This is a genomic window from Streptomyces sp. NPDC052040, assembly GCF_044548405.1.
In the GTDB taxonomy this organism is placed as follows: domain Bacteria; phylum Actinomycetota; class Actinomycetes; order Streptomycetales; family Streptomycetaceae; genus Streptomyces.
This window is the reverse complement of the sequence record NZ_JBIUBV010000019.1, coordinates 53,463-70,599: the sequence shown is the minus strand read 5'-3', so window position 1 is coordinate 70,599 and position 17,137 is coordinate 53,463. Positions and strand designations below refer to the sequence as shown.

The window sequence follows — 17,137 nt, the reverse complement described above, 5'->3', positions numbered from 1 at the left end:
CCGGGAGTCACCACCGTGACCGACGTAACCGACGGCGTCCTGCACACCCTGTTCCGCTCCGACCAGGGGGGCCATGAACAGGTCGTGCTCTGCCAGGACCGGGCCAGTGGCCTCAAGGCCGTCATCGCGATCCACTCCACCGCCCTCGGCCCCGCGCTCGGCGGCACGCGCTTCTACCCGTACGGGAGCGAGGAGGAGGCCGTCGCCGACGCGCTGAACCTCGCGCGCGGGATGTCCTACAAGAACGCCCTGGCCGGCCTCGCCCACGGCGGCGGCAAGGCCGTGATCATCGGTGACCCCGAGCGGATCAAGACCGAGGAGCTGCTGCTCGCGTACGGCCGCTTCGTGGCCTCGCTCGGCGGCCGGTACGTCACCGCCTGCGATGTCGGCACCTATGTCGCCGACATGGACGTGGTGGCCCGGGCCAACCCCTGGACCACCGGCCGCTCCCCCGAGAACGGCGGTGCGGGCGACTCCTCGGTGCTGACCGCCTACGGCGTCTTCCAGGGCATGCGGGCCTCGGCCCAGCATCTGTGGGGCGACCCCACCCTGCGCGGACGCACGGTCGGGATCGCGGGCGTCGGCAAGGTGGGCCGCTATCTGGTCGGGCACCTCCTGGAGGACGGCGCCCGGGTGGTGATCACGGATGTCCGTCCGGACGCCGTGCGCCGGATCACCGAGGCGCACCCCGAGGTGGCCGTGGCCGACGACACCGGCATGCTCATCACCGGTGCCCACGCCCTCGGCCCGCTCGACATCTACGCGCCCTGCGCGCTCGGCGGCGCGCTCAACGACGACTCCGTGCAGGTGCTCACGGCCGCGGTGGTGTGCGGCGCGGCCAACAACCAGCTGGCGCACCCGGGAGTGGAGAAGGACCTCGCCGACCGCGGGATCCTGTACGCCCCGGACTACGTGGTCAACGCGGGCGGTGTCATCCAGGTCGCCGACGAGTTGCATGGCTTCGACTTCGACCGGTGCAGGGCCAAGGCGGCGAAGATCTTCGACACCACGCTGGCCATATTCGCACGCGCGAAGGAAGACGGAATTCCGCCTGCCGCGGCGGCCGATCGGATCGCCGAGCAGCGCATGGCCGAGGCGCGACCGGGCACCCTCTCCGGAGGTGCCGCGCAGCGTTGATCCGGTACCCGCCGGCAGGAGGCTGGAGAGAACTCTCACTCTTATCGGCGGGTCGTCCGCCAATAAGTGGTTAAAATCGGCTGTGACCAGCGAGGACGGGGCGCCTCGACGGTTCTGTGCACACGCCCGCCCTACGGGCGACGTACCGTATGGGCGTGGGCTCAGGTACCGTGGAAGCCCTACGGACCGGTCTCTCCACGGAGAGCCCGTTCCGGATCATGAACGCGTGTCAAGACTCTGGGGCCGTCGAGCCCCGTCGTTGAGGGGGTCGAGCCATGGGGCGCGGCCGGGCCAAGGCCAAGCAGACGAAGGTCGCCCGCCAGCTGAAGTACAACAGCGGTGGGACGGATCTCTCACGCCTGGCCGAGGAGCTGGGCGCATCGCCGTCGAACGCATCGCCGAACGGCGAGCGGTTCGAGGACGATGAGCAGGACGAGGACGACGACCTGTATTCACGGTACGCCGACCTCTACGAGGACGACGACGAAGACGAGGACGACCAGTCCCCGCAGCAGCGTCGCCGCGGCGCTTGACCCTGCACTGAAGGACTTCCACCCGGTCCGTGGCCCTGGCCACGGACCGGGTTCTGTGCTGTCCGCAGGGGCTCAGCCCGCGTAGTCGCCGACCAGCTCCGCACCCGTGGTGTGGCCGCCCCGGGCGGTGATCTCACCGGCGACCCAGGCCTCGACCCCGCGGTCGGCCAGGGCGGCGAGTGCGACGTCCGTCGACTCCTCGGGCACGATCGCGATCATGCCCACGCCCATGTTCAGGGTCTTCTCCAGCTCCAGCCGCTCGACCCCGCCGGTCCTGCCGACAAGGTCGAACACCGGCCCGGGAGTCCAGGTGGAGCGGTCCACGGTCGCGTGCAGGCCGTCCGGGATCACCCGGGCCAGGTTGGCCGCGAGACCGCCGCCGGTGATGTGGCTGAAGGCGTGCACCTCGGCGGTGCGGGCCAGGGCCAGGCAGTCCAGCGAGTAGATCTTGGTGGGTTCGAGCAGCTCCTCGCCGAGGGTGCGGCCGAGGTCCTCGATGTGCTGGTCGAGGCCGAGCTTCGCCCGGTCGAGCAGGACATGCCGGACGAGCGAGTACCCGTTCGAGTGGAGTCCGGAGGCGGCCAGGGCGATCACCGTGTCGCCCTCGCGGATGCGTTCGGCACCGAGCAGCCGGTCGGCCTCCACAACGCCCGTACCGGCGCCCGCGACATCGAAGTCGTCCGCACCGAGCAGGCCCGGGTGTTCGGCCGTCTCACCACCCACCAGGGCACATCCCGCGAGCACACAGCCCTCGGCGATGCCCTTCACGATCGCGGCGACCCGCTCGGGGTGGACCTTGCCGACGCAGATGTAGTCGGTCATGAACAGCGGCTCGGCACCGCACACCACGATGTCGTCCATGACCATGGCGACCAGGTCGTGGCCGATGGTGTCGTAGACGCCCATCCGGCGGGCGATGTCGACCTTGGTGCCGACGCCGTCGGTGGCGGAGGCGAGCAGCGGACGCTCATAGCGCTTGAGGGCGGAGGCATCGAAGAGGCCCGCGAAGCCGCCGAGGCCGCCGAGGACCTCGGGGCGCTGCGTCTTCTTCACCCACTCCTTCATCAGCTCCACGGCGCGGTCGCCCGCTTCGATGTCGACGCCCGCGCTTGCGTAGCTGGCGCCGCCTGCGGCACTGATGGTCTCAGACATGACGGTGAGAACTTTCGTGTCGTACGGCAGAGGTCACGGGCGACGGATCGCGTCGGCCGCGGCCGTGGCGGCCGGACCGGCCGCCAGCTCGGTCTCCAGCAGCTGCTTGCCCAGCAGCTCCGGGTCGGGCAGCTCCATCGGGTACTCCCCGTCGAAGCACGCGCGGCACAGGTTCGGCTTGGCGATGGCCGTGGCCTCGATCATCCCGTCGAGGGAGATGTACGCCAGCGAATCGGCGCCCAGCGAGGTGCCGATCTCCTCGGTCGTCATGCCGTTGGCGATCAGTTCGGCGCGGGTGGCGAAGTCGATACCGAAGAAGCAGGGCCACTTCACCGGCGGGGAGGAGATGCGGATGTGGACCTCGGCGGCGCCCGCCTCGCGCAGCATCCGCACCAGCGCCCGCTGGGTGTTGCCGCGCACGATGGAGTCGTCCACGACGACCAGCCGCTTGCCCCGGATGACTTCCTTCAGGGGGTTGAGCTTCAGCCGGATGCCCAGCTGGCGGATGGTCTGCGAGGGCTGGATGAAGGTGCGGCCGACATAGGCGTTCTTCACCAGGCCGGCGCCGAAGGGGATCCCGGACGCCTCGGCGTAGCCGATCGCGGCAGGGGTGCCGGACTCCGGCGTCGCTATGACGAGATCGGCCTCGGCGGGCGCCTCCTTCGCCAGGCGGCGGCCCATCTCCACACGGGAGAGATAGACGTTGCGACCGGCGATGTCGGTGTCCGGACGGGCCAGGTAGACATACTCGAAGACACAGCCGCGAGGCTTCGCTTCTGCGAATCGAGAGCTGCGCAGACCGTTCTCGTCTATCGCCACGAACTCGCCGGGCTCGATCTCGCGGACGAAGCTGGCGCCCGTGATGTCCAGGGCGGCGCTCTCCGAGGCGACGACCCAGCCGCGCTCCAGCCGGCCGAGGACCAGCGGGCGGATGCCCTGCGGGTCTCGGGCCGCGTAGAGGGTCTGCTCGTTCATGAAGACGAGGGAGAAGGCGCCCTGGACCTTCGGGAGGACCTTGATGGCCGCTTCCTCGACGGTCAGTGGCACCCCGTCGTCATCGACCTGTCCGGCCAGCAGGGCCGTGACCAGGTCGGTGTCGTTGGTGGCGGCCACCTGGGTGGCACGGCCGTTCTCCTTGGGAAGGGCGGCGACCATCTCGGCGAGCTGCGCCGTGTTGACCAGGTTGCCGTTGTGGCCGAGCGCGAGGGAGCCGTGGGCCGTGGCCCGGAAGGTGGGCTGGGCGTTCTCCCACACGGAGGCGCCGGTGGTCGAGTAGCGGGCGTGTCCGACCGCGATATGACCTTGGAGGGAACCGAGCGAAGTTTCGTCGAAGACCTGGGAAACGAGGCCCATGTCCTTGAAGACGAGGATCTGGGAGCCGTTGCTGACCGCGATTCCCGCGGATTCCTGACCCCGGTGCTGAAGGGCGTAGAGCCCGAAGTACGTGAGTTTTGCGACCTCTTCGCCCGGAGCCCAGACACCGAAGACGCCACATGCGTCCTGGGGGCCTTTCTCGCCGGGGAGCAGATCGTGATTGAGTCGACCGTCACCACGTGGCACGGCTCCGAGTGTAGGCGAGATCGCGCACTGGTCCGAATCCGGCCGGTCACCCCGGACACCCCCGCCGACCGGCTACAACTCCGGGTCACCGGGTGGCTACCCCATCGTTTTCGCTGGTCAGCGAGATCTCGAGCGGGCGGGTCCGAGAGGCCGACCGCCGGGCGGGGCGTTCGGCCGCCTCTTTGTAGGTATGCATAAGTGAGCCGTCGCACATCATCTGTGGGGTCCGAGGTGGTCCCAGGGTGAGGTGACCGTTCCGTAGGGTCGCGACAGCCGCGCCGGAACTGTCGCAGTCGCAGCCGTCGGGGGTCCCGGTCCCCGTGACGGCCGGTTCAGGACATCAGGGGCAGCAGCGGTCCCAGATCGGCCCGCTCCCCGCTGGCGGTGACCAGGGCGTCGGAGAGGGCGGTGTCCCAGGAGGCGCGGCCCGTGGCGAGCCGGATCCAGGTCAGCGGGTCGGTCTCGACGACGTTCGGCGGGGTGCCGCGGGTGTGGCGGGGGCCCTCGACGCACTGCACCACGGCGTACGGCGGGATGCGCAGCTCGGTGGCGGACCCGGGCGCCCGAGCGGCGAGCGCGTCCGCGAGCAGCCGGGTGCAGGCGGCGAGGGCCTGCCGGTCGTGGGGGACGCCGAGTCCCGGGACGGCGTCGTTGAGGTCGTCGGTGTGGACGACGAGTTCCACCGTGCGGGTGACCATGTAGTCGTCCAGCGGCATGGCACCGGCGTGGGTGGCGAGCAGCCGGGTGCCGGGATGGGTGTCGAGGTCCCGTCGGGTGGCCTCCGCGATCCCGGTGAGGTAGGCGTCCAGGTCGGGGTGGTCCTCGACCAGTTGGTGGGCGCCCTTGGCGACGGTCGCGGAGTGGGCGGAGGTGATGAACGGCCAGTCGAGGGCGATGGCGTCCTGCCGGGCGGGCTCGGGCTGCCCGAGGAAACGCCCGACGGTCGCGAGGCTCGCCCCGATGTGCGCGGCCAGCTCCCGTACGGTCCAGTCGCCGAGGCGGGTGGGGAGGGCGAGTTGGGCGGCGGTGAGGGTCCGCACGGCCTCCCGCACATGGTCGAACTGGGCGAGAACCGCGGTACGGGTCCTGGCGGGGTCGTAGGTGCGGGCGCGCTTTCCGGCGAGAGGCATGAGGGCGAGCCTATGCCGGGACGACAACCCGGCTAAGGCACTTTTGCGACGCAGGCCGAGAACTTACGGGGCCCTTGGCGGTACGGGGACGGGCCGGGCTCGAAGTGCCGTCCTGGGAAGCGCGCTTCGGGTCCGGCCCGTGCGGGCGGACCCGAAGTGGCGCCGGATGCCTGGAGCCCCGCCGGAGAACGGCGACCGGGCCCCGCCCGGGGACGGCGCGTGCCCGGCCGTCCCCGCCGGAGAACGGCGGGACGGCCGGGCGCCGTAGGTGCGGAACTCCTACTTGAGGAGTGCCGGGATGGTGGCCTCGTGGGCCTCGCGCAGTTCCTCCAGGGACAGCGCGAAGTGGCCCTGGAGTTCCACCGCGTTCCCGTCCACGACACCGACCCGGACGGCGGGCAGACCACGCGCGCCGCACATGTCGTTGAAGCGGATCTCCTCCGAGCGCGGCACCGCGACCACCGCGCGCCCCGCCGACTCGGAGAACAGGAAGGTGAACGCGTCCAGGCCGTCCGGCACGATCAGCCGCGCGCCCTTGCCGCCCAGCAGCGCCGACTCGACCACGGCCTGGACCAGACCGCCGTCGGACAGGTCGTGCGCGGAGTCGATCATGCCGTCGCGGGAGGCGGAGATCAGGATCTCGCCGAGCAGCCGCTCCCGCTCCAGGTCGACCTGCGGGGGCAGTCCGCCGAGATGGTCGTGGACGACCTGCGACCAGGCCGAGCCGCCGAACTCCTCGCGCGTGTCGCCGAGAAGGTAGATCAGCTGGCCCTCCTCCTGGAAGGCGACCGGCGTGCGGCGGGCGACATCGTCGATGACGCCCAGGACCGCCACCACCGGGGTCGGGTGGATGGCCGCCTCGCCCGTCTGGTTGTACAGCGACACATTGCCGCCGGTCACCGGGGTGCCCAGCTGGAGGCAGCCGTCGGCGAGACCGCGCACGGCCTCCGCGAACTGCCACATGACGGCCGGGTCCTCGGGCGAGCCGAAGTTGAGGCAGTCGGAGACGGCGAGCGGCCGGGCGCCCGTGGTGGCCACATTCCGGTACGCCTCGGCGAGCGCGAGCTGCGCGCCCGTGTACGGGTCGAGCTTCGCGTACCGCCCGTTGCCGTCGGTCGCGATGGCGACGCCGAGCCCGGAGGCCTCGTCGATGCGGATCATCCCGGAGTCCTCGGGCTGGGCGAGGACGGTGTTGCCCTGGACGAAGTGGTCGTACTGGGAGGTGATCCACTTCTTGGACGCCTGGTTGGGCGACGCCACCAGCTTCAGGACCTGGTCCTTCAGCTCCTTGGAGGTCTCCGGGCGCGGCAGCTTGCCGGCGTCGTCGGCCTGGAGCGCGTCCTGCCAGTCGGGGCGCGCGTAGGGGCGCTCGTAGACCGGGCCCTCGTGCGCGACCGTCCGCGGGTCGACGTCGACGATCTTGCCGCCGTGCCAGTAGATCTCCAGGCGGTCCCCGTCGGTCACCTCACCGATGACGGTGGCGATGACGTCCCACTTCTCGCAGATCTCCAGGAACCGGCCGACCTTGTCCGGCTCGACGACCGCGCACATGCGCTCCTGCGACTCGCTCATGAGGATCTCCTCCGGCGAGAGCGTCGAGTCACGCAGCGGTACGTCGTCCAGGGTGACGCGCATACCGCCGGAACCGTTGGACGCCAGCTCCGAGGTGGCGCAGGACAGACCGGCCGCGCCGAGGTCCTGGATGCCGACGACCAGCTTCTCCCGGAAGGCCTCCAGGGTGCACTCGATGAGCAGCTTCTCCTGGAACGGGTCGCCGACCTGGACGGCCGGGCGCTTGGAGGGCTTGGCGTCGTCGAAGGTCTCGGAGGCGAGGATCGAGGCGCCGCCGATGCCGTCGCCGCCGGTGCGGGCGCCGTAGAGCACGACCTTGTTGCCCGTGCCGGACGCCTTCGCCAGATGGATGTCCTCGTGCCGCATCACCCCGATGGCACCGGCGTTGACCAGCGGGTTGCCCTGGTAGCAGGAGTCGAAGACGACCTCGCCGCCAATGTTGGGCAGGCCGAGGCAGTTGCCGTAGCCGCCGATGCCCGCGACGACGCCGGGCAGGACCCGCTTGGTGTCGGGGTGGTCGGCCGCGCCGAAGCGCAGCGGGTCGACGACGGCGACCGGCCGCGCGCCCATCGCGATGATGTCGCGCACGATGCCGCCGACGCCGGTCGCGGCGCCCTGGTACGGCTCCACGTACGACGGGTGGTTGTGTGACTCCACCTTGAAGGTGACCGCGTAGCCCTGGCCGACGTCGACGACGCCCGCGTTCTCGCCGATGCCGACGAGCAGGGCGTCCGACTGCGGGGCCTTCTCACCGAACTGGCGGAGGTGGACCTTGGAGGACTTGTAGGAGCAGTGCTCGGACCACATGACCGAGTACATGGCCAGCTCGGCGCCGGTGGGGCGGCGGCCCAGGATCTCGACGACCCGCTCGTACTCGTCCTTCTTCAGGCCGAGTTCGGCCCAGGGCAGCTCGACGTCGGGGGTCGCGGCCGCGTGCTCGACCGTGTCCAGAGGCGTCTTGCTCATGCGCCCACCAGCTTCTTGAGGATCGATGTGAAGAACGGGAGCCCGTCGGTGCGTCCGGTGCCGATCAGCGGCTCGACGGCGTGCTCCGGGTGCGGCATGAGGCCGACGACGTTCCCGGCCTCGTTGGTGATGCCGGCGATGTCGCGGAGCGAGCCGTTGGGGTTGACGTCGAGGTAGCGGAAGACGACCCGGCCCTCCGCCTCCAGCTGGTCCAGCGTGTACGCGTCGGCGACGTACCGGCCGTCCATGTTCTTCAGCGGGATGTGGATCTCCTGCCCGGCGATGAAGTCACCGGTCCAGGCCGTCCCCGTCTGCTCCACCCGCAGCTTCTGGTCGCGGCAGATGAAGTGGAGGTGGTCGTTGCCGAGCATGGCGCCCGGGAGCAGGTGCGCCTCGGTGAGGACCTGGAAGCCGTTGCAGATGCCGAGGACCGGCAGTCCGGCCTTCGCCTGCTCGATGACGGACTCCATCACCGGGGAGAACCGGGAGATGGCGCCGGCCCGCAGATAGTCGCCGTAGGAGAAACCTCCCGGCAGCACCACCGCGTCGACCTGACCCAGGCCCTTGTCCTTGTGCCAGAGAGCCACGGGCTCCGCGCCCGCGAGGCGGATCGCGCGCTGGGTGTCCCGGTCGTCCAGGCTGCCCGGGAAAGTGACGACGCCGATACGAGCGGTCACTTGGCGGCCTCCGCGACTTCCTCCACCTTGACGGTGAAGTCCTCGATCACGGTGTTGGCGAGGAAGGATTCCGCGAGATCACGGATGCGGGCGAGCGCGGCATCGTCGACCGGCCCGTCCACCTCGAGTTCGAATCGCTTTCCCTGACGTACGTCGGAGATGCCTTCGAAACCGAGCCGCGGCAGGGCGCGCTGGACCGCCTGGCCCTGGGGGTCGAGGATCTCCGGCTTGAGCATGACGTCGACTACGACGCGTGCCACTGGCACTCCCGGTGTGTGGTGCTGAGCAGGTCCCTTCAGACTACCCGTACAAAATTTCTACTCGCGTAGATTCGTAGCTTCCTACGTGAGCCCCGTCACGATCCGGGACCATCGAAGCCACCTCGGCACGGAAAATCCTCGGAAAAACCACGAAGGACGGTGACCCCGTCATTGCCCGGACACGCGGACGTATTCCGTCGGTCTTCACAATGCAATGCCGGGCACTGTACAAAGGAATTGGCAATAGCCGATACTTTGCTCAATTACCGCCGGACAGTCGACATCTCCCCGGCATCCCCGGACGTCCGCACACGTCGTGGCGGATGATCGCGGAGGTGCCGCACGAAGGGACCGATATTCGTGGCGCAGCGTGTCGTGGTCACTCTCTTTGACGACATCGACGGCTCAGAAGCGGCGGAAACGATCGCATTCGGACTGGACGGCAAGTCCTACGAGATCGACCTCAACCGAGCCAATGCCAAGAAACTGCGTAAGGCACTGGCGCCCTACGTCGAGGCCGGCCGCAAGAAGGCGAAGTCCGGCAAGGCGTACACCCACACGGCGGTGACCCCCGACCCGGCCGCCGTCCGCGCCTGGGCCCGCTCCAACAAGATGGACGTGCCGCCGCGCGGCCGCATCCCGAAGAAGGTCTACGAGGCCTTCGCGGAGGCGAACTGAGGCGAGGGACGGCCGGGGGGCGCGCGCACGCAGGCTTCGCCCCCCCATCCGGCCCCGCCCGCAACCGACTTGCGCTGCACCCCGGGTGATCAGCTAGAGTCTGGAACACGCCGAGGGGCAAGGCCGAAAGGTCGGACCCCAGGAGTCACGCGGGTGTAGTTCAGTAGCAGAACACCCCCTTTCCAAGGGGGAGGCGCAGTGTGCAATCCCTGTCACCCGCTCCACGGCACCGTCCCAACCACACTTGTGGATCAGGTAAGCTGGTGCCCGCACCGATCGGTGAAAGCCGGTCGGGAGCAGTGCGGACGTAGCTCAGTTGGTAGAGCGCAACCTTGCCAAGGTTGAGGTCGCGAGTTCGAGCCTCGTCGTCCGCTCCATGGAGTTAAGGCCCCGGTCATCGATCGGGGCCTTTCTCGTTGGGTACATAGAAGAGCCCTTCGGGGAATGGTGTGAGGACGACCACATTCCATCGGGGGTATGCCGGGGGCGAACACTCCGAATGCCGGGCCCGCGGGCGGCCGGACGCGACGGCCGATTGCGCCTGGGCGCGGGCTCCCGGGGCGGATGCTGCCGGTCCCGGGAGGCACCGGCCGGGCACGGACACGGTGGCGCGCCCGGTGGACGCGGCACGCAAAGCCGCACGGCTCCCCCACAGTTGGCCCTTCCGCCGCTCCCGCCGCTCCCGGCCGGGCGCTCGGCGACCGCCCAGGGCTCCCCGCCGTACGAGGGGGCGGGCGCCCGGGTCCGGGAGCGCGCCATGACCGCCCTGCCCCGGGGGACCGGCCGCGCGCGCCCGCCGTCGGCCGGGCCCACCGTTCGGCGATGCGTCCCGGGCACGCTCGGGGTTGGGTATAGTTGCTCTCGCGCAACGGCGCAGTGCGGACGTAGCTCAGTTGGTAGAGCGCAACCTTGCCAAGGTTGAGGTCGCGAGTTCGAGCCTCGTCGTCCGCTCCACAGAGCAAAGGCCCCGGTCATCGACCGGGGCCTTTCTCATGGGCTCAGGGCTCAGCTCCAGCGGAGGCCCGTCAGGCGCTCGTAGGCCTCCACGTACTTCGCGCGGGTCGCCTCGACGATCTCCTGCGGCAGCGGCGGCGGGGGCTGCTCGCTCGTGCGGTCCCAGCCGGAGGCTGCGGAGGTGAGCCAGTCCCGCACGAACTGCTTGTCGAACGACGGCTGGGCGCGGCCCGGCTCCCAGCGGTCGGCCGGCCAGAAGCGGGAGGAGTCCGGGGTGAGGACCTCGTCGGCGAGGACCAGGGTGTCGCCGTCGTATCCGAACTCGAACTTGGTGTCCGCCAGGATGATCCCGCGCTCGCGGGCGATGTCACGGGCCCGCCCGTACACCGCGAGGGTGGCCTGCCGCAGCTGCGCCGCGGTCTCGGCGCCGACCTGACGGGCGGCCTCCTCGTAGGAGACGTTCTCGTCGTGCTCGCCGACGGCGGCCTTGGCGGCGGGCGTGAAGATCGGCGCGGGCAGCTCCGATCCGTCCACCAGGCCCTCGGGGAGGGCGAGGCCGCAGACCGTACGGGACTCGCGGTACTCGGCAAGACCCGAACCGGTCAGATAGCCCCGGGCCACACACTCCACCGGGACCATCCGCAGGGATGTGCAGACCAGGGTGCGGCCGGCCCAGTCGGCCGGGGCGCCGGGCGGCAGCTCGGTGCTCAGGACATGGCTCGGCACCAGATCGCGGAGCCGGTCGAACCACCACAGCGACAGCTGGGTGAGGATCCGGCCCTTGTCCGGGATCTCGGTCGGCAGCACCCAGTCGAATGCCGATGTGCGGTCGCTGGCGACCATCACGAGGTCGCCCGTCTCGTTCCGGTACAGCTCGCGCACCTTGCCGGTGTGCAGATGCACCAGGCCCGGCACCTGGACGGGTTCGGGCTTTTCCACGAATCCGGACACGGTTCCTCCCCGTGGTTCTGTCCAACTGGCTCGATTCTCCCGTATGCGGGGAGCGGGCTGGTCCGGGGGGGTGGGGCGGGGAGGGTGCAGGTCCGGGTGGGGCGGGGCGGGGAGGGTGCCGGTCTGGGGGTGGGGCCGGGGAGGATGCGGGGGGCGGGACCGGTGAGGGAGGTGGCCCGGGAGGGGTCAGTCCCGTTTGCAGATGCGGTCCAGGAGGTTCGCCGTGGCCTGCTGGATCCGGGGGTCCGTGTGGCCGGGGCGGTCCAGGGCCGGGGACCAGGCGAAGGTCCCGGACGCGAAGACCAGGGCTCCGGAGGGCGCGCGGTAGAGGGAGGTCTCCTGGTGGCGCCGCACACCCTCGCTGTCCCGGTAGGGGGAGTGGGCGAGCAGGATGCGGCCTTGGTGCTCGGGCAGGGGGACACGGGGGAAGTAACGGTCCGCCTCCCCGGCGACCATGCCGTCCAGTTCGTCGCCCTCCTGGGCGCCGGTCGACTCCCACAGCCAGTGACCGGCGTTGCGCACGACGAGGGGATGGGGTTCGGGGACCCGTCCCGCGTACTGGATGCCGACCATCTCCTGCTCGGGGCGGTCGATCTCCCGCCAGAGCACGGGCTTTCCCGGGCCGCGGCGCTTGCGGCAGGTGAGCAGCCGGTCCGGGACCCCGGACGGGGAGGGGCCCAGCTCCACCTGCCAGTACATGGTGTTGGCGGACAGGAACACCAGGGAGGTGCCGTGCTCGCGGGCGAGTTCCACGGTGCGGCGCATCTGGGCCGACCAGTACTCGTCGTGGCCCGGGAAGACAAGGCCCCGGTAGCGGGTGGGGTCGACGCGTCCCGCGTGCAGGTCGCGGGCGTCGGCATAGGCGATGTCATAGCCGTAGCGCTCGGCCCAGCGGATGAAGTCGTAGGCGTGGCCGACGTGCAGGGGCAGGCCCGCGCCCGCGTACGGGCGGTCGAAGGAGACCGTGGTGGCGGCGTCGGCCTCGCCGAGCAGCCGTCCGCCCGTGTCCCAGGCGTGGTAGAGGCTGGCGCCGGTGTGCCCGTCCTCCGGATACAGGTTGTACGCCTGCCAGGTGACGTCGGGCAGCAGCAGAAGCAGGTCCGCCGGGCGGCCGTCGCGGACGGTGAAGGGGACGTGGGAGCGGTAGCCGTCGGCGGTGGTGAGGACGGCGACATAGGCGCCGATGCTCCAGTACGAGGGGATCTGGAGCCGCCAGGACAGCCACCAGTGGTGGCAGGAGACCGTGCGGTCGGCGGTGAGCGGCGGCGGCTGCACGATGCCGGACAGCCGGGGGCTGGTGGTGATCTTGGCTGCGCCGTCGCCGTCGTAGTGCCCGATCCGGTACACGTCGACGGCGAATTCCTGGGGCGGGTCGACGGTGATACGGAAGTCGATGGCCTCCCCCGGGGCGACCGCGCCCGTCGAGGTGAAGCCCTTGATCTGGCGGTGGACGTCGTCGGCGGAGCGGGGGCCGCCGGTGCGGGGCGCGGGAACCCGGGCCCCCTTGGTCCCCTGGGACGGAACATGGGCGGGGGCGGGGTCCACGTACCAGGGGACCACGTGCCCCGTGTCGTCGAAGTACGTCTCGCTCCCTCGGAGCCAGGGAACGGGGCCCTGGCCGAAAGGATCCGTCACGGCATGCGCGAGAGCGCCCGACTCCCAGCGGCGGATGTGCTCCGACTCCATGTGATGTCCCCTCCCTCGTCCCCCGTGAGCCGTCGTCAAGCCCTTGCCCGGCCCCTGATCCGGCCTTGCTCTGGCATGTGCCTGGTATGCGATCGGTCCCAGCACATCACATTACGCACGCACTCCGTCACCGTTCGTCGTGAATTGACGTGTAACGGAATGGGAGCCTGGGGCCAGGGGTCCACGTCGCGGGCGGTCAGACCAGCCGGACCGGCTTCTCGGGGCGTACGCCGAGGTTCAGCAGCCAGCAGCGCAGCGGGGCCGGATCCCCCTCCTCGACCAGGGTCAGGATCCGGGGGGCCAGGTCGGCCGCGCGTTCTCCCTTCACCAGGAGGGACGGGCCGTCCAGCCAGTCGAGCCCGGGCACCGCGCCCGCCGTGTCCATGGCGGCGCAGCACACCATCGCGGTCACATGGTCCACCAGCAGTTCCCGGCCGGTGCGCGGCGGCTGGAGCGGGAAGAGCGGGAGGGCTCCCTCGTCCCACAGCGCCGGGTCCGGGCCCGCGGACTGCCCGGCTTCGACACCCACCGGGGGACGGCCGGTGACCGTCTCCTCCCGGGCCATGGCGGCGCTGAGCCCGGCCACCAGGGCGGCGGCCCGCACACTGGCGACCACCCCGTCGTCGTCGGCGGCCGCGGGGAACGGTGCCTCGCGGGCGGTCTCCGCCTCCCGCACGGTCAGATACTCCACGACCCGCTCCAGCGTCGGGCCGTCCGCGCGGGACACCGCCGAGGGCGCGGGATGGCGTACGCCCAGGGCGTCCAGGACACGCTGGAGACGCGCCGCGTCCTGGCGCCACTTGCGGTCGACGACCTCCTCCGGGTAGTCGTGCCAGTGCACCGGGGCCCACTCAGGACCGGGCCGGGGCGGGCCGCCGTGGAAGAGACGGGCGGCGAGGAGCGACGCGGCCTCGTCGATGGCGCCGGGTTCCTCCAGCAGGTCGCAGGCCGGGCGCTCGCCGAGCCGGGAGGTGAAGCCCTCGGCCAGCCGGTCCCGGCGGGACAGCTCGGTCAGCGCGGCGACCACACCCGCGTCCAGCCGGGAGGGCCAGCGGCCCATCCGCCAGGCGGGCAGCGCGACCCGCGTGAGCAACCGGTCCCAGCCCGCGTATGCCAGCCCCACCTGCTCCTGGGCGACGATCCGCAGACCGTAGTCCACAGCCTGCGCGCGCTCGGACGCCGCGGCGGCCACCCCTCGCTCCATCTCGGCCGCGTGACCCCGGCAGCTCCGCAGCAGCAGGCGGGACAGCCAGCCCGCGCCGGACAGCAGCGTACGTATCAGAGGGCTGCGCGCGGGTCCGGAGGTCACGGCCACGGCGGCGTCCAGCCCGCGTACAAAACGGCGGGCCGCCGCTATGTCCGGGTGGGCCGACGGGCCCGTGCCCGCCACGACCGGGGCGAGGACGGCGCGCAGCTCACCGACCCGCATCCACCACAGGAACGGCGAGCCTATGACCAGCACGGGCGCGGTCGGGGCCCGGTGGGACCGGGACGGGGCCAGGCCGCGTATGCCCCGGCCGGTGTTCGTGCCCCGGCCGGAGTTCGTCCCTCGGCCGGTGTTCGTCCCTCGGCCCGAGTGTGTGCCCCGGGCGGAGTGTGCCCCCGGGCTGGAGGGTGCCCCCTGCCCGGAGTGTGTTCCCTCTCCGCCGCGGGTCGGCGGGGAGTGGGCGCGGTGGGTGCGGTCCTCCAGCCAGCTGTCGCAGTCGGGGGTGAGGGCTATCGCGGAGGGCGCGGGCACGTCCAGGCGGTCGGCCAGGTCGCGGACCATCCGGTAGAGGTCGGGGGCCGACTCCTCCGCGATCGGGACCGTCGGGCTGACGGCGGGCCGGGCGCGGGCCACCAACAGGGCGAAGGCGGCGGCACAGAGCAGGACGAGGGCGGCGAGGGCGGTCGTGATCCAGCGGGCGATGTCCCAGTGGCGGCCGGGGAGGTGGCCGGTGGCGCCGCCGACGAGCAGCACGACGGCGACGGCGGCCGGGAGCAGGGCGACGGCCAGTGCCCTGCTGCGGATCCGCAGCACGGCCAGCGCCCGTGCGCGCGCGGCCTGCGCGCCCGCCTCCACACCCATACCGGTCACGACCGGACGTCACCCCCTCTGTCCCGCCTCTGTACAGCCCGCTTCCGCCCGGCGCCCCATGCGCCGTAACGGCTTTCGTCGTGTCCGCCGGGGACCTCGCCGCCGGACGACCGTGCGTTGCTCACTCCCCCACTGTGGCACCCCCCACTGACATCGCAATGCCGGTGGGCCAAGTGCCGGAACGGCTTGCGCCGCACACTAGTTGGGGCCCCGGCCGCCGTCAGCCGGATGGGTCACCGGTCACTCGATGGAATGGCTTTGGGGAAAGCTGGATGACGTGGGACGGGCGCCACGTTCCGGGGACGTGGACCAGTACGGAGGGCCTGGCACGGGGGTCACCCCCGTGCCAGGCCCTCGGATGCTCGGCCGTTCGAATGTTCGACTGCTCGGCTGTTTTGGCCCTGGATGTTTGGTGGCGGCTCAGCTCCGGCTGCCGGAGTCCTCCGCCGCCCGGGCCGCGATGTCCGTACGGTGCTGGGAGCCGTCGAGCCGGATGCGGGCCACTGCCGTGTAGGCGCGGCGGCGGGCCGCGGCGAGGTCCGGGCCGGTGGCCGTGACGGAGAGCACGCGGCCGCCCGCGCTCACCACCGCGTCGCCCTCGCGCCGGGTGCCCGCGTGCAGGACGTAGGCGTCCGGTGCGTCCTCGGCCGCCACCTCGTCGAGGCCGGTGATCGGGTCGCCGGTGCGCGGGGTGCCCGGGTAGTTGTGGGAGGCCACGACCACGGTGACCGCCGCGTCCTCGCTCCAGCGCAGGGGTTCGACATCGGCGAGGGTGCCGTTCGCCGCGGCCAGCAGCACCCGGGCGAGCGGGGTCCTGAGCCGGGCGAGCACGACCTGGGTCTCCGGGTCGCCGAAGCGGGCGTTGAACTCGATCACCCGCACACCGCGCGAGGTGATCGCCAGGCCCGCGTAGAGCAGCCCGGAGAAGGGCGTGCCGCGGCGGCGCATCTCGTCCACCGTCGGCTGGAGAACGGTCCGCAGGACCTCGTCCACCAGCTTCGGGTCGGCCCACGGAAGCGGCGAGTACGCGCCCATGCCGCCGGTGTTCGGCCCCTCGTCGCCGTCCAGGGCGCGCTTGAAGTCCTGCGCGGGCTGGAGCGGGAGAACCGTCTCACCGTCGGTGACGGCGAACAGGGACACCTCGGGACCGTCGAGGAACTCCTCGACGACCACCCGCTCGCAGTGGGCCGCGTGTGCCCTCGCGGTGTCGAGATCGGCGGTGACGACGACGCCCTTTCCGGCGGCGAGGCCGTCGTCCTTGACGACGTAGGGGGCGCCGAAGGCGTCGAGCGCCTCCTCGGCCTCATCGGCGTTCGTGCAGACGTACGAACGCGCGGTGGGAACGCCCGCCGCCGCCATCACGTCCTTGGCGAACGCCTTGGAGCCCTCCAGCCGCGCGGCCTCCCGGGAGGGGCCGAAGACGGGGATGCCGGCCGCGCGCACGGTGTCCGCGACACCCGCGACGAGCGGGGCCTCGGGGCCTACGACGACCAGCCCGGCGCCGAGTTCCGCGGCCAGCGCGGCCACGGCGTCTCCGTCGAGGGCGTCGACCTGGTGGAGTTGGGCCACCTCGGCGATGCCGGCGTTGCCGGGGGCGCAGTGCAGCGCGGTGACGTCGGGGTCGAGGGACAGGGAACGGCACAGGGCGTGTTCGCGGGCACCGCTGCCGATGACGAGGACCTTCACGAGGTCAGCCTAACGGGACGCCGGACCGGACCCTTGTGGGGGCCACCGAAGGGAGGCGGGACCAGCGTTTGTCGCTTCCTCCAAGAAGGGCCATCGGTTCTCCGGGATGGGCCCGGGA

At 71.3% G+C, this 17,137-nt stretch carries 13 protein-coding genes and 3 tRNA genes; 6 read left to right on the top strand and 10 right to left on the bottom strand.

Annotation, left to right across the window (positions count from 1 at the left end; genetic code table 11):
* The first annotated feature begins 15 nt into the window (after positions 1–15).
* Together ACIHAA_RS28125 and ACIHAA_RS28120 are read left to right on the top strand one after the other, a co-directional pair.
* Positions 16–1,137, top strand: coding sequence for a Leu/Phe/Val dehydrogenase (locus ACIHAA_RS28125; protein WP_399821962.1), 1,122 nt, complete (start codon positions 16–18; stop codon positions 1,135–1,137).
* A gap of 275 nt (positions 1,138–1,412) precedes the next feature.
* Positions 1,413–1,670: a DUF3073 domain-containing protein gene (locus ACIHAA_RS28120; RefSeq protein ID WP_399821960.1), complete on the top strand. Its 258-nt coding sequence runs from the start codon at positions 1,413–1,415 to the stop codon at positions 1,668–1,670.
* 72 nt (positions 1,671–1,742) lie between these two features.
* Here ACIHAA_RS28120 and purM read toward each other — a convergent pair whose 3' ends face one another.
* The 6 genes from purM to purS all read right to left on the bottom strand — a co-directional run bounded on the left by purM (position 1,743) and on the right by purS (position 8,987).
* Positions 1,743–2,822: a phosphoribosylformylglycinamidine cyclo-ligase gene (gene purM / locus ACIHAA_RS28115; RefSeq protein ID WP_399821958.1), complete on the bottom strand. Its 1,080-nt coding sequence runs from the start codon at positions 2,820–2,822 to the stop codon at positions 1,743–1,745.
* Between the two features lie 33 nt (positions 2,823–2,855).
* Positions 2,856–4,382 carry an amidophosphoribosyltransferase gene (gene purF, locus ACIHAA_RS28110; RefSeq protein ID WP_399821956.1) on the bottom strand — a complete coding sequence of 509 codons (1,527 nt, stop codon included), beginning with the start codon at positions 4,380–4,382 and terminating at the stop codon, positions 2,856–2,858.
* A 332-nt stretch (positions 4,383–4,714) separates the two neighbouring features.
* Positions 4,715–5,512 (bottom strand): sterol carrier family protein, encoded by a 798-nt coding sequence (locus ACIHAA_RS28105; RefSeq protein ID WP_399821954.1) that lies wholly within the window; start codon positions 5,510–5,512, stop codon positions 4,715–4,717.
* Between the two features lie 279 nt (positions 5,513–5,791).
* Complete coding sequence (gene purL, locus ACIHAA_RS28100) at positions 5,792–8,050, bottom strand: phosphoribosylformylglycinamidine synthase subunit PurL (RefSeq protein WP_399821952.1); 2,259 nt, start codon at positions 8,048–8,050, stop codon at positions 5,792–5,794.
* A complete protein-coding gene (gene purQ, locus ACIHAA_RS28095) occupies positions 8,047–8,727 on the bottom strand; it encodes a phosphoribosylformylglycinamidine synthase subunit PurQ (protein WP_399821950.1) in 681 nt (226 codons plus the stop codon). The genes purL and purQ overlap by 4 nt, the downstream gene beginning before the upstream one ends.
* Positions 8,724–8,987: a phosphoribosylformylglycinamidine synthase subunit PurS gene (gene purS / locus ACIHAA_RS28090; RefSeq protein WP_210872646.1), complete on the bottom strand. Its 264-nt coding sequence runs from the start codon at positions 8,985–8,987 to the stop codon at positions 8,724–8,726. Before purS ends, purQ begins: the two co-directional genes overlap by 4 nt.
* A 360-nt stretch (positions 8,988–9,347) precedes the next feature.
* Between purS and ACIHAA_RS28085 the strand changes: the two genes are divergently transcribed.
* From ACIHAA_RS28085 to ACIHAA_RS28070, 4 genes are all read left to right on the top strand, one after another.
* Entirely contained in the window at positions 9,348–9,665 is a 318-nt protein-coding gene (locus ACIHAA_RS28085; RefSeq protein ID WP_399821948.1) for an Lsr2 family protein, read from the top strand.
* 149 nt (positions 9,666–9,814) lie between these two features.
* Positions 9,815–9,889 (top strand) — tRNA-Gly (locus ACIHAA_RS28080).
* Between the two features lie 77 nt (positions 9,890–9,966).
* Positions 9,967–10,042 (top strand) — tRNA-Gly (locus ACIHAA_RS28075).
* A 501-nt stretch (positions 10,043–10,543) separates the two neighbouring features.
* Positions 10,544–10,619 (top strand) — tRNA-Gly (locus ACIHAA_RS28070).
* Positions 10,620–10,670: 51 nt separating this feature from the next.
* Here the strand turns inward: ACIHAA_RS28070 and ACIHAA_RS28065 are convergent.
* The 4 genes from ACIHAA_RS28065 to purD all read right to left on the bottom strand — a co-directional run bounded on the left by ACIHAA_RS28065 (position 10,671) and on the right by purD (position 17,019).
* Entirely contained in the window at positions 10,671–11,570 is a 900-nt protein-coding gene (locus ACIHAA_RS28065) for a phosphoribosylaminoimidazolesuccinocarboxamide synthase (protein ID WP_399821945.1), read from the bottom strand.
* Positions 11,571–11,756: 186 nt separating this feature from the next.
* Positions 11,757–13,256: a N,N-dimethylformamidase beta subunit family domain-containing protein gene (locus tag ACIHAA_RS28060; RefSeq protein WP_399821943.1), complete on the bottom strand. Its 1,500-nt coding sequence runs from the start codon at positions 13,254–13,256 to the stop codon at positions 11,757–11,759.
* A gap of 196 nt (positions 13,257–13,452) precedes the next feature.
* Positions 13,453–15,324 (bottom strand): hypothetical protein, encoded by a 1,872-nt coding sequence (locus ACIHAA_RS28055; RefSeq protein WP_399822035.1) that lies wholly within the window; start codon positions 15,322–15,324, stop codon positions 13,453–13,455.
* A 429-nt stretch (positions 15,325–15,753) separates the two neighbouring features.
* Positions 15,754–17,019 (bottom strand): phosphoribosylamine--glycine ligase, encoded by a 1,266-nt coding sequence (gene purD, locus ACIHAA_RS28050; protein ID WP_399821941.1) that lies wholly within the window; start codon positions 17,017–17,019, stop codon positions 15,754–15,756.
* Between the last annotated feature and the right edge of the window lie 118 nt (positions 17,020–17,137).

Coding starts and splice junctions, on each gene's coding strand:
- ACIHAA_RS28120 (WP_399821960.1), top strand. CDS start 1,413: ATGGGGCGCGGCCGGGCCAAGGCCAAGCAGACGAAGGTCGCCCGCCAG.
- purM (WP_399821958.1), bottom strand. CDS start 2,822: ATGTCTGAGACCATCAGTGCCGCAGGCGGCGCCAGCTACGCAAGCGCG.
- ACIHAA_RS28105 (WP_399821954.1), bottom strand. CDS start 5,512: ATGCCTCTCGCCGGAAAGCGCGCCCGCACCTACGACCCCGCCAGGACC.
- purL (WP_399821952.1), bottom strand. CDS start 8,050: ATGAGCAAGACGCCTCTGGACACGGTCGAGCACGCGGCCGCGACCCCC.
- ACIHAA_RS28060 (WP_399821943.1), bottom strand. CDS start 13,256: ATGGAGTCGGAGCACATCCGCCGCTGGGAGTCGGGCGCTCTCGCGCAT.
- ACIHAA_RS28055 (WP_399822035.1), bottom strand. CDS start 15,324: ATGGGTGTGGAGGCGGGCGCGCAGGCCGCGCGCGCACGGGCGCTGGCC.